This window comes from Microbacterium sp. MRS-1 (assembly GCF_000585455.1).
In the GTDB taxonomy this organism is placed as follows: domain Bacteria; phylum Actinomycetota; class Actinomycetes; order Actinomycetales; family Microbacteriaceae; genus Microbacterium; species Microbacterium laevaniformans.
Window position 1 is genome coordinate 135,651 of the sequence record NZ_JAUF01000010.1, and the last position, 15,181, is coordinate 150,831.

At 69.4% G+C, this 15,181-nt stretch carries 16 protein-coding genes and 1 pseudogene; 6 read left to right on the top strand and 11 right to left on the bottom strand.

Annotation, left to right across the window (positions count from 1 at the left end):
- Nucleotide 1: 1 nt before the first annotated feature.
- Nucleotides 2-868 carry an acyl-CoA thioesterase gene (locus tag AS96_RS02840; protein ID WP_036285433.1) on the bottom strand — a complete coding sequence of 289 codons (867 nt, stop codon included), beginning with the start codon at nt 866-868 and terminating at the stop codon, nt 2-4.
- Nucleotides 869-924: 56 nt separating this feature from the next.
- Between AS96_RS02840 and AS96_RS02845 the strand changes: the two genes are divergently transcribed.
- The gene (locus AS96_RS02845; RefSeq protein WP_036285435.1) at nt 925-1,593 is read left to right on the top strand and encodes a hypothetical protein; all 669 of its coding nucleotides are present in this window, start codon (nt 925-927) and stop codon (nt 1,591-1,593) included.
- Between the two features lie 34 nt (nt 1,594-1,627).
- Here the strand turns inward: AS96_RS02845 and AS96_RS02850 are convergent, their stop codons facing one another.
- Genes AS96_RS02850 through AS96_RS02865 form a run of 4 tightly spaced genes read right to left on the bottom strand, consistent with a single transcriptional unit; the run spans nt 1,628 to nt 5,652 of the window.
- Nucleotides 1,628-3,289 carry an FAD-binding dehydrogenase gene (locus tag AS96_RS02850; RefSeq protein ID WP_036285437.1) on the bottom strand — a complete coding sequence of 554 codons (1,662 nt, stop codon included), beginning with the start codon at nt 3,287-3,289 and terminating at the stop codon, nt 1,628-1,630.
- Between the two features lie 41 nt (nt 3,290-3,330).
- Complete coding sequence (locus tag AS96_RS02855; RefSeq protein ID WP_036285439.1) at nt 3,331-3,789, bottom strand: globin; 459 nt, start codon at nt 3,787-3,789, stop codon at nt 3,331-3,333.
- Nucleotides 3,786-4,931 carry a mechanosensitive ion channel family protein gene (locus AS96_RS02860; RefSeq protein WP_036285441.1) on the bottom strand — a complete coding sequence of 382 codons (1,146 nt, stop codon included), beginning with the start codon at nt 4,929-4,931 and terminating at the stop codon, nt 3,786-3,788. Before AS96_RS02860 ends, AS96_RS02855 begins: the two co-directional genes overlap by 4 nt.
- A 10-nt stretch (nt 4,932-4,941) precedes the next feature.
- On the bottom strand, nt 4,942-5,652 hold the full coding sequence (locus tag AS96_RS02865; RefSeq protein WP_036285564.1) for a response regulator: 711 nt from the start codon (nt 5,650-5,652) through the stop codon (nt 4,942-4,944).
- Between AS96_RS02865 and AS96_RS15410 the strand changes: the two genes are divergently transcribed.
- Nucleotides 5,581-5,832, top strand: coding sequence for a hypothetical protein (locus tag AS96_RS15410; RefSeq protein ID WP_197017255.1), 252 nt, complete (start codon nt 5,581-5,583; stop codon nt 5,830-5,832). The genes AS96_RS02865 and AS96_RS15410 overlap by 72 nt on opposite strands.
- On the opposite strand, the pseudogene AS96_RS15975 reads toward AS96_RS15410, so the two are convergent.
- Nucleotides 5,724-5,990, bottom strand: a pseudogene (locus tag AS96_RS15975) (histidine kinase); the annotation flags it as partial. The gene AS96_RS15410 and the pseudogene AS96_RS15975 sit on opposite strands and share 109 nt — an antisense overlap.
- On the opposite strand from AS96_RS15975, the gene AS96_RS15890 reads away from it, so the two are divergent.
- A complete protein-coding gene (locus AS96_RS15890; RefSeq protein ID WP_269319584.1) occupies nt 5,935-6,063 on the top strand; it encodes a hypothetical protein in 129 nt (42 codons plus the stop codon). The pseudogene AS96_RS15975 and the gene AS96_RS15890 overlap by 56 nt on opposite strands.
- Before the next feature lie 322 nt (nt 6,064-6,385).
- Here AS96_RS15890 and AS96_RS02875 read toward each other — a convergent pair whose 3' ends face one another.
- From AS96_RS02875 to AS96_RS02895, 5 genes are all read right to left on the bottom strand, one after another.
- The gene (locus AS96_RS02875; RefSeq protein WP_036285443.1) at nt 6,386-7,201 is read right to left on the bottom strand and encodes an ABC transporter permease; all 816 of its coding nucleotides are present in this window, start codon (nt 7,199-7,201) and stop codon (nt 6,386-6,388) included.
- Nucleotides 7,198-8,109: an ABC transporter ATP-binding protein gene (locus AS96_RS02880; RefSeq protein ID WP_036285445.1), complete on the bottom strand. Its 912-nt coding sequence runs from the start codon at nt 8,107-8,109 to the stop codon at nt 7,198-7,200. The genes AS96_RS02875 and AS96_RS02880 overlap by 4 nt, the downstream gene beginning before the upstream one ends.
- A 110-nt stretch (nt 8,110-8,219) precedes the next feature.
- Complete coding sequence (gene pepN, locus AS96_RS02885; RefSeq protein WP_036285567.1) at nt 8,220-10,766, bottom strand: aminopeptidase N; 2,547 nt, start codon at nt 10,764-10,766, stop codon at nt 8,220-8,222.
- Nucleotides 10,767-10,840: 74 nt separating this feature from the next.
- Complete coding sequence (locus AS96_RS02890) at nt 10,841-12,487, bottom strand: SulP family inorganic anion transporter (protein ID WP_036285448.1); 1,647 nt, start codon at nt 12,485-12,487, stop codon at nt 10,841-10,843.
- Complete coding sequence (locus AS96_RS02895) at nt 12,484-12,852, bottom strand: ArsR/SmtB family transcription factor (RefSeq protein ID WP_005050323.1); 369 nt, start codon at nt 12,850-12,852, stop codon at nt 12,484-12,486. Before AS96_RS02895 ends, AS96_RS02890 begins: the two co-directional genes overlap by 4 nt.
- Before the next feature lie 67 nt (nt 12,853-12,919).
- Between AS96_RS02895 and AS96_RS02900 the strand changes: the two genes are divergently transcribed.
- From AS96_RS02900 to AS96_RS02910, 3 genes are read left to right on the top strand one after another with little or no spacing between them, the layout of a single operon-like run.
- Entirely contained in the window at nt 12,920-13,462 is a 543-nt protein-coding gene (locus AS96_RS02900; protein WP_036285450.1) for a ribose-5-phosphate isomerase, read from the top strand.
- Nucleotides 13,462-14,460 carry an Fpg/Nei family DNA glycosylase gene (locus tag AS96_RS02905; protein WP_036285452.1) on the top strand — a complete coding sequence of 333 codons (999 nt, stop codon included), beginning with the start codon at nt 13,462-13,464 and terminating at the stop codon, nt 14,458-14,460. Before AS96_RS02900 ends, AS96_RS02905 begins: the two co-directional genes overlap by 1 nt.
- Before the next feature lie 7 nt (nt 14,461-14,467).
- A complete protein-coding gene (locus AS96_RS02910; RefSeq protein ID WP_036285454.1) occupies nt 14,468-15,178 on the top strand; it encodes an FMN-binding negative transcriptional regulator in 711 nt (236 codons plus the stop codon).
- Nucleotides 15,179-15,181: the final 3 nt, after the last annotated feature.

Sequence of the window (15,181 nt, forward strand, 5' to 3'; positions counted from 1 at the left end):
GTCAGGGGACGCGGACCATGATCTCCTGCCCGACCGAAGCGACGAGTTCGCCCTCGCGCGTGAAGATCCGACCCGAAGAGAGCCCGCGCCCTGCGCGCGCGCTGGGCGAGTTCTGCACGTACAGCAGCCACTCGTCGACGCGCACGGGCCGGTGCCACCACATCGCGTGATCGAGGCTGGCGACCTTCAGCCCCGGCTGCGACCAGGCGATCCCATGACCGCGCAGCACCGGCTCCTGGATGGTCAGATCGCTCATATAGGCCAAGACGGCGCGATGCAGCGCGGGATCGCTCCCGATAGGCCGCTTCGCCCGCATCCAGACGTTCTGGGCGGGAACGTGCTCGCCATGCACCGCGTCGTAGATCGCTCCCTCGGCATGCACGACCTCGATCGGGTTGCGATCCAGAAGACGCTGCGACAGCGGATGCCGCCGCGTCGTCTCCCATCGCGCGAGCGCCTCTTCGGGACCGAGGACGTCCTCCGGCATGCGGCTCTGGTGGTCCAACCCGGCATCCTCGTGTTCGAAGGAGGCGATCATCGAGAAGATCGGCACCCCGTCCTGGTAGACCTGCGTGCGGCGCGTGGAGAAGGAGCGGCCGTCGTGGATGCGATCGACCGACAGGGTGACTCCCCGCGTCGCGTCGCCGGGGCGCAGGAAGTACCCGTGCATCGAATGGGGCACGCGATCGTCGCCGGTCGTCCTGTCCGCGGCGATGATGGCCTGGGCCAGCACCTGGCCCCCGAAGATGCGGCCCGCCGGCATCGGGTGGGAGATCCCGGTGAAGATGTCCTCGGTCGTTCGGGCGTCACCGGAGGAGATATCCAGGACGTCCAGCATTTCGGCGACCGGATCGGTCTCGCCGCGCATCCCTGCTCCCACACGCCCTCCGTCCGTGATCCGTACCGCTTGATAGTTTAAGTCGGATGTCTGCACAGCTGTGGTTCCCCGACCCTTCGACGACGTCGGACGTCCTCACTTTCGCCGACCGCGCTGCGAGACTCGGTGACGGCGCCGTGCGCCTGCGCGCCGCAGGGGGGACACTCGCGCTGACGTCGGCGCCGCTCGCACCCCAGAGCCTGCTGGAGTCCACCCCGACCGTGCTGGGGATGCGGTTCGTGCGCGTCGACCCCGAACTCGAGTGCGATCTCGTCGTGGATGCCGCGTCACTCACGATCGGCGACGACCCGCGCGCGGTTGTTCTCCCCGACTCCGCCGTCACGGCACCGTGGGCGGGAGTGTCTCCGCCGCGGGGCGGCTGGGTGGAGGAGAGCGGCATCGAGGCCGCCACACTCGCCTCGCGCGCGAAATGGGGCATCGCGGCCGTGGCCGAAGCGGTCCCCGAGGCCGCCGGTGAAGACGTGGTCCGGCTCGTGCGCGCCCAGGTCTGGGGGGAGGCCGACGGGGAGCTGGGCCAGCTGCCCCGTGGGGTGGCGTTCGCCGCCTTCGCTCTGGGCTTCATCGCCGGTGGCGAGACGGCTGCGGTTCGGCGCAGCGGCCCGTGGACGCGGATCACTCTGCAACGCGGGCACGTGCTGACACGGACGCGCGTGCACACGGGGCTGACGGAGGTTCGGGCGACGGGCGTCGCCTGAAACGTGATCTGACCCGCCCCGCGGCGATGGCACACTAACCGGCTGCCGCTCGTCCCGCGATGCGACCGGAGAAGAGGCATCCGCCGACGAAGGTGCCCTCCAGAGCCCGGTAGCCGTGCACACCGCCGCCGCCGAAGCCCGCCGCCTCACCGGCGGCGAACAGCCCCGGGATCACGGAGCCCCGTTCGTCCAACGCCCGTGCCGACAGGTCTGTCTTGATGCCCCCGAGAGACTTCCGCGTGAGGACGTGGAGCTTGACGGCGATCAGCGGTCCGTTCGCCGGGTCGAGAATCCGGTGAGGTGCCGCGGTGCGGATGAGGCGGTCGCCGCGGAACGCGCGTGCGGATCTGAGCATCGCGATCTGCGCATCCTTCGTGAAGTCGTTGGCGATCTCGCGGTCGCGCGCCTCGATCTCGCGGCGCACGAGCTCCGGATCGAGCACCTCGCCACCGGGAAGAGCCCGCATGCCCTCGATCAACTCGTCCAACGACCTGCGGACGACGAAATCCGCTCCCCGGTCCATGAAGGCTTTGACGGGACCTGCGGCTGACTTGCCGAGTCGCGAACGCAGCAGCAGACGCACGTCTTTCCCGGTGAGATCGGGATTCTGCTCGCTTCCGGAGAGCGTGAACTCCTTTTCGATGATCTTCTGCGACAGCACGAACCAGGAATGGTCATGTCCCGTGCGCCGCAGGTGCGCCAGTGTGCCGAGCGTGTCGAACCCGGGGTACAACGGCACCGGGAGGCGCGCACCCGTCGCCTCGAGCCACACCGACGACGGGCCCGGGAGAATCCGGATGCCGTGGTTCGGCCAGATCGGACTCCAGTTCTGGATTCCCTCGACGTAGTGCCACATGCGGTCACCATTGATCAGGTGCGCCCCGGCCGCCCGCGCGACGGGCTGCATGGACCCGTCGACGTACGCGGGGACGCCCGTGATCATCCGCGTCGGCGGCGTGCCCAATCGCGCCGGCCACTGTGCGCGGACGAGATCGTGGTTGCCGCCGATGCCGCCGGAGGACACGATCGTCGCGGCCGCGAGGATCTCGAACGAGCCGACGACGTCCCGCGACGTCTGCTCTCCTCGCACGGCCGCTGAGGGGGCGAGCACGTCGCCGTGCGCGCCCGTCACACCTCCCGCGTGGGTCCTCAGTGCCGTGACGCGGTGACGGGGGAGGATCGTGATGCGCCCGGTCGCTTCCGCGGCCTCCACGGACGCCTGGAACGGCGCGACCAGTCCTGGGCCCGTTCCCCAGGTGATGTGGAAGCGCGGCACAGAGTTTCCCGGGCCCGTCGCGTTGTATCCACCGCGCTCCGCCCACCCGACGACGGGGAAGAAGCCGACCCCCTTCTCCCTCAACCAGGCCCGCTTCTCTCCGCTCGCGAAGTCGAGGTAGGCCTCGGCCCACTGGCGCGGCCAATGATCATCGTCGCGGTCGAACTGCGCCGTGGCGAACCAGTCCTGACGGGCGAGCTCGAGGGAGTCGGAGATTCCGAGCCGTCGCTGCTCCGGAGAATCGACGAAGAACAGGCCGCCGAACGACCAGAACGCCTGGCCGCCGAGGTTGGCGCGTGGTTCCTGGTCGACGATGATCACGCGCCGCCCGGCGGCGGCCGCTTCCGTCGCGGCCACGAGCCCGGCAAGGCCCCACCCGATCACGAGCACGTCCGCCTCGTGATGCTGTGACTTTGCCATCGTCGACTCCTTCGTCGTGGTCCCGTGCCGGAGGGGGAGCGTCAGCTCGTCGGATCCGAGGGATGAAGCGGTAGCGAGGATGCCGTGGGGGTCCGTTCGGGACCGATCCCACGCGGCTCGAATGTGTTCACCATGGCATGCGCGGCGCGCTGGAGGTAGTCCCAGAGTGTGGCTTCGTGCAGCGGAGACAGCTCAAGCTCGTCGACGGCACGGCGCATGTGCGTCAACCATCGATCCCGCGCGTCCGGATTGACGTGGAAAGGCATGTGCCGCATGCGCAGACGTGGATGCCCGCGTCGTTCGCTGTACGTCGTCGGTCCGCCCCAGTACTGCTCGAGGAAGAGGGTGAGCCGCTCGGCGGCGGGGCCCAGGTCGTCCTCGGGATACATCGGTTTGAGCACGTCGTCGGCGGCCACGCCGCGGTAGAAGGCATCCACGAGCCGCACGAAGGTCTCGTGCCCGCCGACCTGCGCATAGAACGTCTCCGCGTCGTCGCTCACGAACTCTCCTCATCCGTCTTCTTCGGTGTCGTCGTCGAGCCGTCCGGGGACGTCGCGGCATCCGCCCCGCCGGAGGCCGTCGGCGCGGGGGCCGCCTTTCCGCCGCGCTTGGGCTTCCAGATGCCCTTGCCGTCCGCCGTCGCGACGGGTGTCGGCCGCGTGCGCGGCGGGTTGGCGCCGCGCACGCGCTGGGCGCCCTCGAGGCCGGCCAGCATGACCGTGTTCATCGACGGAAGGGTGACGCCCATTTCGTCCATCGCCCGCTTCAGACGCATCCTCAGTTCCCGGGCGACATCGTCCTTCGCGTTGGCACGCGTCTTCATGACGAGACGGATGACGAGCGCGTCCCCCGTGATCGACTCCAGGCCCCACACCTCGGGCTGCTCGATCACGCGGGTGCGCCACTTCGGATCCTTCGCGAGGTTCTTCGCCGTGGCGAGCATGGTCTTCTCGACCTGATCGATCTCGACGTCGACCGGCAGAGCGAGGTCGATGATCACACGAGACCATCCCTGGGACATGTTGCCGATGCGGGTGATCTCGCCGTTGCGTACGTACCAGAGTGTCCCGTTGACGTCCCGGACGTGCGTGATGCGGACGCTGACGTACTCCACGATGCCGGTGGCCAGACCCAGATCGACGACGTCGCCGATGCCGACCTGATCCTCGGCGACGATGAAGATGCCGTTGAGCACATCCTTGACGATGTTCTGCGCACCGAAGCCGAGGCCGGCGCCGATCGCCGCCGACAGCAGCGCGAAGGAGCCGAGCGCGCTGGGAGCGAGCACGTTGAAGGTCAGCAGGATGGCGATGGTGACGATCGCGACGTTGACGATGTTCTGCAGGATCGACCCGAGCGTGCGGGTGCGCTGCACGAGCCGCATGGCGGCCAGCGGTGAGCGCTCCAACGCCTGCGTGTCATCGACGTTCGCCTTGCTCTTGGCGCCGGAGACGATCCGGTTGACGATCCTCCGGATGACCAGGCGCAGCACCCACGAGACGATGAACGCACCGACGATGATGCCCGCGATCGTGAGGAGGTTCACCCCGGCCTCGCCCAGCCAGGTGAGGATCGCCGTCCACACCCCGGGGTCGATCACGGGGGCCGTCGCTCCGCCGCCGGAGTCAGAGAAGTACCGCATCTCCTCAATCCTAACGAGGCCGGCTCTGCCCGTTCTGGGAACCCGCGGGGGAGTCGTCGGCCCACCCACCCCAATGGGCGATGATGACGGCCTGAATGCGATCTCGCGCACCCAGCTTGGCGAGCACGCGACCGACGTGGGTCTTCACGGTCCTCTCGCTGAGAAACAGCTCGCGCGCGATCTCGGCGTTCGTCAGCCCGCGCGCCAGCGCGAAGAACACGTCCTTCTCCCGAGGCGTGAGCTCGCCCACCCGCGCCTCGATGGCCGACCTCTCGGCATCGTCCACGGAGTGCGACGCGGGCGCCCGGACGGCGCGCCGACGCAGCACTTCACGGGTCACCCGCGGCGCCAGCACGGCATCGCCGGCTGCCACGGCGCGAATGGCCGTCACCAGCGCGCTGCGCTCGACGTCCTTCAGCAGGAAGCCGCTGGCCCCGGCATCCAGAGCGCCGAAAGCGTACTCGTCGAGGTCGAACGTCGTGAGCACCAGCACCCGCGTCTCCGGCGCCTCGGCGACGACGCGCGCCGTCGCCGCCACACCGTCCAGGCGGGGCATGCGCACGTCCATGAGCACCACGTCCGGCCGGAGGGCGATGCACAGGGCGACGGCGTCGGCGCCGTCGGCGGCTTCGCCCACCACCGTGATGTCGTGCTCCGCGTCGAGCACCAGCCCGAACCCGAGCCGGATGAGCTGCTGGTCGTCGGCGATGACGACACGAATCGGGTCGGGCCCGTCGCCGCACGGGCGCGCGCCGCATCCTCCGTGGCCGTGGCGCCCTCGGCCAACGCGACCATCACCGTGAGCGAGTGCGCCACGACATCGTGCATCTCGCGAGCGATGCGCGCACGCTCGGCAGCGGCGGCGTGCTCCGCGTGCTGCGAGCGTTCGGCCCACAGCTGACCGGAAGTCTCCATCAGCGCCTCGACGTAACGGGCGCGGTTGCCGATGTTCACGCCCACGAGGCACCCGAGCAGGAGGCCCACCGCAAGAGCGGCGCACCCGTTGACCGCCGTCGACCACGGCAACGCCCCGAGCAGGACGGCGGTGCCCGCGGCCATCGCCGCCCCACCGACGACGATTCCCGACGCGATCCACGCGGCCGAGGGCCCCGCGTACACGGCGACGGCGTAGACGGCGACGGCCGTCGTCGCCGCCCCCACACCCGCACCGGATGACACGGCGAGAACGGCGCCCACCGCCGCGAGCGAAAACGGCACCAGTGGGAGACGGCGACGCCAGAGCATCGCCACGCACGCGAGGGTGAGCACGACGACGACGATGGGACGCACCCCCGTCCACAGCCGCGCGTCGCCGGCGAAATCGTCCCGTCCTGGGGCGGGAAACGTCACCAGGGCGGTGAGAAGAGCGACGATGACGTCGGTCAGGCGAGGATGGCGCGCCCAGAAGCGGCGGATCACGCCGGGTGGACGCGGAAGCCGTCATCTCCTCCAGCTCAGGCGTCCCGACCGCGCAGGCTCGCCCAGGCTCCGAGAAGCAGCGCGGCAGGCCATGCCGCGAGGGTCGCCACGCCTCGCAGCACGTCCTCGCCACCGGCGGTGGTCGCGGACTGCGCCCCCGACACCGGCAGATAGGCGCTGGCATCCACGATCCACTTCCAGCCCTCGCCGGCGAAGGAGAACATGCTGAGGACGATCGGCAGGACGAACAGCACGCCCACGGTCGCCGCGATCGCGCCGGCACCGTTGCGCACGATGAAGCCGAAGCCGAGACCGATCAGGGCGAACATCGCCATGGCGAACACACCCGCCAGCAGCGGGAACCAGGACAGCGTGGGATCCGACCAGTCGATCGCCGTCTTGAGGATCGGTGCCGTCGTCAGCACGGCGATCGCGTAGGTCACCGCGGTCGTCAGGGCCAGGACGACCGCCACGACGAGGGCCTTCGCGATCAGCACGGCGCCACGACGCGGCTCTGCCGTCAGAGTCGAGCGGATCATCCCCGTGGAGTACTCCCCGGTGATGGCGATCGCTCCCAGGATGCCGGCGACGAGCATCGTGAACTGCATCGGCATGACGATGACCATCACCGGCGCGAACCCCGCGTCGAAGTCACGCAGGGCCGAGGCCATCAGCAACGAGATGCCCACCGAGAGCGCGACGGTGATCGCGAGCGACCACCAGGTCGAGCGCAGCGACAGCAGTTTGAGCCACTCGCTGCGAACGACGCGGGCGAACGTGAGGTGGTAGGGCGAGGCCGCGGCACGTGTCTGCGCAGCGGACGATGCCGTCGGGGCGGTCGCGGTGGTCATGCGATCTCCTTCGTCTTGTACTGGACGGCGCCTTCGGTGAGCGCCATGTAGGCCTCTTCGAGCGAACCGGTTCGTGGTGTGAGCTCGTGCAGGGGGATGCCGCGCTCAGCGGCGAGATCGCCGATCGCGCGAGCGCTGACGCCCGCGACGAGCAGGCCTCCGTCGCCGGCATCGGTCACCGTGACGTCCGGCGAGCCGAGCGCTCCGGCGAGATCGGATGCGCGCGGGGTGCGGACGAGCACCTCATTGCGCGTCCATGCCCGCACCAAATCGGGAAGGGGCGCGTCGGCGATCACGCGTCCGCGACCGAGGACGATCACGTGGTCGGCGGTCTGCGACATCTCACTCATCAGGTGGCTCGACAACAGCACGGTGCGGCCTTCTCCCGCCAGATGACGCACGAGCTGACGCACCCACCGCACGCCTTCGGGGTCGAGGCCGTTGACCGGCTCGTCGAGAATCAGCGTCTGCGGGTCGCCGAGAAGCGCCGCCGCGATGCCGAGTCGCTGCCCCATGCCGAGGGAGAACTTCCCTGCGCGCGTGCCCGCGACAGCCTCGAGACCGGTGAGGGCGATGACCTCGTCGACGCGCGTGTTCGCGATGCCGTGGGTCGCCGCCATGGCACGCAGGTGCCCACGGGCCGAACGCCCCGTGTGCACGGCTTTCGCATCGAGCAGCACGCCGACCTCCGTGAGCGGTGAACGACTCTGCGTGTACCCGTGCCCACCGACGCTCACGCGGCCCGCCGACGGGGCGTCGAGCCCGACGATCATGCGCATGGTCGTCGACTTTCCGGCGCCATTGGGGCCGAGAAAGCCGGTCACCTGCCCGGGTCGCACCGTGAACGAGACGTCGTCGACGGCGGTGGTGCTTCCGTATCTCTTCGTGAGGTTCTCAGCAACAATCATGCTTCGACGCTACGGCGACCCAGGTCGGCACCACATCCTGCGAGAGGATGAGATCAGCCGCGCACCCTCGTCCGGACGGAGGATGCGCGGCTGAGCGTGGCGGGACGCGATCAGCTGTCGGCGTCGCGCTCCTGCACAGCGAGGGCGCGCTCGACGCCCGCGAGGTTCTCGTTCACGAGCCGGCGGAGGGCCGCCGGGGCCTCGGTGTGCGAGGCGAGCCACTGACAGGTCGCGTCGCGCAATGCCAGGGAGGCGAGCGGCGCGGGATACAGCCCCGTGATGAGGTAGTTCGCGATCTGGTAGGTCCGCGACTCCCAGACCGGCAGCAGCATGTCGAAGTACGGCTGGACGAACGATTCCAGCGCCGCGATGCCGGCGGGGTGCACGAATCCGAGAGCGGCGGAGCGCACGACGGTGTTCGGCAGGTCGGCGCTGTCGACGAGCGACGCCCAGGCCGCACGCTTGGCCTCGACCGTGGGCAGGGCCGCTTTCGCCTGAGCCGCGAACTCTCCGCCCTTCGCCGTGTTGTCCGCGGCCAGCGCCGCATCGATCTGCTCGGACGAGACGACCCCGCCGGCTGCCAACGACACCAGCAGCGCCCACGAGAGGTCGGCGTCGATCTCGAGTTCAGGCAACGTCAGCTCACCGTCGCGCAGAGCGCGCACCGTCTCCCACTGTGTGGCCGTCGCCGCTGCGGAGGCGAAGGCCGTGACGAACTGGAGCTGGCTGTCGCTGCCCGCCTCGGCGCCCTGAGCCAGCGCCCACAGGCCGTCGGCGACGCGCACCCGCGCAACCTCACGCTTGTCGGGGGCGACGTACGCGTTCGCCGCGAGCTGCAGCTGCGCGAGGGTGGTGCGCACCGTCGTGGACTCGGTTTCGGCGCCGATGTTGCGCAGGACCAGATCGATGTAATCGGATGCCGACGCCTCGGCATCCCGTGTCTGATCCCAGGCCGCACCCCACACGAGCGAGCGCGCCAGCGGATCGCTGATACCGGCGAGGTGGTCGATCGCGGTGGTCAGCGAGCGCGGGTCGAGACGGATCTTCGCGTAGGCGAGGTCCTCGTCGTTCAGGAGGATGAGGTCGGGTTGGCGCTCACCGACGAGTTTCGGCACCTCCGTGAGGTCGCCATCGACGTCGAGTTCGATGTGGCGTGTGCGCACGAGCGCCCCACCCTCGAGCGCGTAGAAGCCGACGCCGAGGCGGTGCGGTCGGATCGTCGGGTAATCGGCAGGCGCGGTCTGCACGATGGCGAACCGCGAGATGACGCCGTCATCGCTTACGCGAAGCTCCGGCGCAAGCGTGTTGACGCCCGCGGTCTCGAGCCACTTCTGCGACCAGCCGGACAGGTCGCGGCCGCTCGTGGCCTCCAGCTCGACCAGCAGGTCGGACAGCTCGGTGTTGCCGAACGCGTGCTTCTGGAAGTACTGACCGACGCCGGCGAAGAAGGCGTCGATGCCCACCCACGCCGCCAGCTGCTTCAGCACGGAGCCACCCTTGGCGTAGGTGATGCCGTCGAAGTTGACCTGCACGTCTTCGAGGTCGTTGATCGTGGCGACGACCGGGTGCGTGGAGGGCAGCTGGTCCTGGCGGTACGCCCAGGTCTTCTCCATCGCGTTGAAGGTCGTCCACGCCTCGGTCCACTCGGTCGCCTCCGCGGTGGCGATCGTCGACGCCCACTCGGCGAAGGACTCGTTGAGCCAGAGGTCGTTCCACCACTTCATGGTCACCAGGTCGCCGAACCACATGTGCGCCAGCTCGTGCAGGATCGTGACGACGCGGCGCTCCTTGACGGCGTCGGTCACCTTGCTGCGGAAGACGTACGTCTCGGTGAACGTCACGGCCCCGGCGTTCTCCATCGCGCCGGCGTTGAACTCGGGGACGAAGAGCTGGTCATACTTGGCGAAGGGATAGGGGACGCCGAACTTCTCCTCGTAGTACGCGAACCCCTCACGCGTCTTGTCGAAGATGTACTCGGCATCCAGGTGCTGCCAGAGGCTCTTTCGGCCGTAGACACCGAGCGGGATGACGGCGCCCGAGGCGCTGGTCAGCTCGCTGAAGGTCGCTTCGTACGGGCCGGCGACGATGGCGGTGATGTAGGACGAGATCCGCGGGGTGGGCTCGAACGCCCAGATCGCGGCGCCACCATCGCCGGCCAGCGGCTCGGGCGTGGGGGAGTTGGAGATCACCTTCCAGGCGGCGGGCGCCGTCACGGTGAAGCGGAACGTCGCCTTCAGGTCGGGCTGCTCGAACACGGCGAACACGCGACGGGAGTCGGGAACCTCGAACTGCGAGTAGAGGTAGACCTCGCCGTCGACCGGGTCGACGAAGCGGTGCAGGCCCTCGCCGGTGTTGGTGTACAGGCAGTCGGCGTCGACGATCAGCTCGTTCTGGGCGCGCAGACCCTCCAGGGCGATGCGGGAGTCGGCGAAGGCGGACACCTCCACGGCGTCACCGTTCAGGGTGATCTCGCGGACGTCGCGGGCGATCAGGTCGATGAACGTCGACGCACCTTCGGTGGCGCCGAAGCGCACGACCGTGCGTGAGCCGAACACCTCCGGGCCACGAGTGAGGTCGAGCGCGATGTCGTACGACTGCGTCTCGACGATGGCGCGGCGCTCCTGCGCCTCGATGCGGGTGAGGTTCTCTCCAGGCACTGCGGTACTCCCGTGGGTGAGGGGTGGGGTCTGAACCATCCGGCACTGCTGGCGCCGACGGCAACCCATCCAGCCTACGCGGTCGTCGTTTCACGCTGCACGTGGCTGCGGGCGTGTGCGATGGCGGAGGGGAGGTCGGTGAACAGGTGGTTGTGGTGGCGCAGAGCGGCGAGCACGCCCACCGTGCGGAACAGATCCTCGTGTCGGGGCTGCACGCCCTTGATGAGCACGGTGATGCCGCGGCGCTCCAGCGTCTGCGTGATCTCGCCGAGCATGTGCGCCCCCGTCGCATCGACCAGTTCCAGCTGACTCATCCGCATGATGACGACCGACACGCCGCGAACCGCGTCGACTTCGGCCGACACCCGATCGGCGGAGGTGAACGACAGTGGCCCGTCGAAGCGCAGGATCGCGATACGGTCGTCGCCCGGTTGCGTCTGTCCGCGCACGTCTTCGCGCCGCACCTGCGACGCCTGCGACATGCCGCGCAGCGCGAAGAATCCGGCGAAGGCGACTCCGATGACGACCGCCACGATCAGATCGAACGAGACGGTGATGACGGCCGTGGCGACGAAGGCCACGGCATCCGCGCGCGTGGAGCGCAGAATGGCCCGCACGGTGTCGAGATGCACCATCCGGACGGCCGTGACCATGAGCACGCCCACGAGGGCTGCCAGCGGGATCTGCCCGACGGGGCCGGCGGCCACGAGCACGACCAGCAGCAGAACGACGGCATGCGTCACCGCGGCCAGGCGACTGCGCCCACCCGATCGCACGTTGACGGCGGTCCGTGCGATCGCGCCGGTCGCCGGCATCCCGCCGAACAGGGACGAACCGATCGATGCGAGCCCCTGCCCGATCAGCTCCCGATCCGGGTCATAGGTCCCCGTGTCACCCAAGCTCGCGGCGACGCGCGCCGACAGGAGCGACTCGATGGCGGCCAGCGCTGCGACCGTCGCAGCCGGGGCCGTCAGGGCCGCGAGGCTGGAGAGGTCGATCGCCGGCAGCGCGGGAGCGGGCAGTGTGCCGGGGAGGGCACCGATCCGGGCCAACGGGGTGCCGACGACGAGGGCCGCGACGGCGACGACGACGATGCCGACCAGAGACCCGGGCACACTGCGGTGCAGCCGGGGCGCACCCCACATACATGCCGTGACGACGGCCACTGCTCCCAGCGCCCACGCGGCATACGCAGGGTCGAGAGTGGCGAAGGCCTGCACGGCCGCGACGATCGCGTTGGAGCTGTGCTCGCTCGCACCGGCGACGTGGGACGACACGAGCGCGGGGATCTGCTGGGCGAAGATGATCACCGCGATGCCGAGCGTGAACCCCTCGATGACGGGCCACGGGATGAAGGAGACGGCGCGCCCCAGCCGGAGCACGCCGGCAAGGACCACCAGGACGCCCGCCAGGAGCGTCACCACCACGACGGCGCCCGGGCCGTGGCCGGCCACGATCGGAACCAGGACGACGACCATCGCCCCGGTCGGCCCGGACACCTGCACGTGCGCGCCGCCGAAGACCGCGGCGATCACTCCGGCCACGACGGCCGTCACCAGGCCCGCCTCCGCGCTGAGACCCGAGCTCACACCGAAACCCAGCGCCAGCGGGAGCGCGACGATGCCGACGGTCACGCCGGCGACGAGGTCACCGCGCCACGTGCGCCGCAGCCCCGCGTAGTCCCGACGCGAGGGCAGCAGGTTGCGGATCCGGACGTTCACGAGCGCGCCGCAGGCAGTGCGGGCAGGGACTGCGCATCGACGAGAAGCTCGCCATCCGCGCTCAGGATGCCGAGAAGCAGCTCACGAGCCGCGGTCAGCAGGTCCGCGACGCCGGGGTCGGCCAACCGGTAGTAGACGTGGCTGGCGCGACGCTCGGACTCGACGAGTCGGTGACGGCGCAGCACGGCGAGGTGCTGGGACAGATGCGAAGCCTCCAGGCCCGTTTCGGACTGGAGGTCCGCGACGCGGACCTCCTCAGCCCCTGCGAGCAGTTCGAGAAGACGGATGCGGAGGGGATGCGCCAGCCCCTTGAACAGGTTCGCCTTGACCTCGTAGAGGGGGCGCTGGCTCTGAGTGAATGGCATGATAAAGCCATCATATCGTCTCTTCGCGCGCCGCCGCAGGCGTTCCGGGGCTCCCTAGGATGGGGGCATGCGCATCCACATCGCCACCGATCATGCGGGTCTCGAGTTCTCCACGCAGCTGCAGCACCACCTCGCGGGGCAGGGCCACGACGTCGTGGACCACGGGCCGATCGAATACGACCCGCTCGACGACTATCCCGCGTTCTGCATCCGCGCCGCCCAGGCCGTCGTCCGCGATCAGGCGGCCGGGATCGAGACGCTGGGCGTCGTGTTCGGCGGGTCGGGAAACGGCGAGCAGATCGCCGCCAACAAGGTGCGCGGTGTCCGCGCCGCCCTCGTCTGGAGCATCGCGACCGCCGAGCTGGCGCGCGAGCACAACGACGCCAACGTGATCTCCATCGGAGCCCGTCAGCACACCGTCGACGAGGCCATCGCCTTCATCGACCGTTTCATCGCCACCCCTTTCTCGGGGGAGGAGCGCCACGCACGCCGCATCGCCCAGCTGGCGGCGTTCGAGCACGACGGCAGTCTCCTTCCCGACCCGCGGGCAGCGGTGCCCGCGCCGGCGGGTGGCGAGTCCGTCGACGCGATGGATCCCGAAGCCGGCTGATGCCCGAGGGACACTCCGTACACCGCATCGCCCGCCAGTTCGATCGAAACATCGTCGGACGCGAGGTCTCGGCATCCAGTCCGCAGGGCCGCTTCGCCGAGGGCGCCGCGGTCATCGACGGCCGCGAAGCGATCGAGGTGCGCGCTGTCGGCAAGCAGATGTTCCTCGCCTTCGACGGAGACGTCTGGCTCCGGGTGCACCTCGGCATGTACGGCGCGTGGGACTTCGCGGGCGAAATCGAGATCGATCCCACGATCGCCTCGGCCAACGGGCGCATGGGCCAGACCAATCAGCGCGGGACCGATCTGGACGCCGTTTACGACGCCGCGGGCGAGAACTCCCTGAGCTCGATCGGCGCGCCGCGCAAGACCCGCGTGCATGTGCGGATGAGTGAGCAGACACGCGGCCTGGAAGGCGCCGACGACACCGAGTGGCCGCCACCGGTCGTCGGCCAGGTGCGGCTGCGACTGCTCACCGCCGTCACGTCTGCGGATCTGCGCGGCCCCACCGCCTGCGAGCTGCAGACTCCGGACGACGTGCAGGCGACGATCGCGAAACTCGGACCCGACCCTCTGGTCGATGATCTCGCCGAGGGCGAAGATCGCTTCGTCGCGGCCGTCCGCCGCAAGCCCACGCCGATCGGTCTGCTACTCATGGACCAATCCGTCGTCAGCGGCATCGGGAACGTCTATCGGGCGGAGTTGCTGTACCGCGCCCTGCTCGACCCGCACACGCCGGGAAAGCTGGTTCCCGAAGAGCTCGTGCGACAGCTCTGGCGCGATTGGTCGCGCCTGCTCGTGATCGGGGTCGAGACGGGCCAGATGATGACCATGGACGACCTCGACGCCGAGGCCTACCGGCGCGCCATGGCGAGCCGCGACGATCGACACTGGGTCTACCACCGGGCAGGGCTGCCGTGTCGCATCTGCGGCACCGAGATCGTCCTCGAGGAGATGGCCGCCCGAAAGCTCTACTGGTGCCCGAACTGCCAGAAGTGAAACACCGATGAGACAGAACCCCAGCTTCACCATGACCGACGTCGCCGAGCTGCGGCGCATCCTCGACGAGAACCCCTGGATGACGCTCGTGAGCCAGGGACCCGACGGTCTGGTCGCCTCGCACTACGCCGTGCTGTTGGACGAGGACCGCGACGATCTCACGGTCGTCGGCCACGTCGGCAGGCCCGACGATGCGATCCACGGCCTCGGGCAGCACGAGCTGCTGGTCATCGCGCAAGGGCCCCACGGGTACATCTCTCCGCAGTGGTACCTCCCCGGACCCGACGTCCCGACCTGGAACTACGTCGCCGTGCACCTGTCCGGCATCCCCGAGATCCTCACGCCGGAAGAGAACCTCCGGGTGCTGGAGAGACTGGTGGCACGGTTCGAGAGCGCCCTGCCGCGGCCGCGGCTGATGTGGCAGCCGCCGAACGATGAGGAGTTCGTCCGGCGACTGGAGCGCGGCACCGTGGGCTTCCGGCTGACGCCCACAAAGGTGGCGGCCAAGCGCAAGCTCAGCCAGAACAAGCCCGACGCGACCGTCGACGAGGTCATCGTGCAGCTGGAGGCCGGCAGTCCCTACGCCGATCCACGGCTGGCGGGGGAGATGCGACGCGCGCACGAGACGCTCCGGGCCGCGCGTGGTGCACAAGTCCGCCTGAACGGGCCGGGAGAGGCCTCACCTGCGCCGTCGACGCGTCCTGAGGAGGAGTTGTGAACG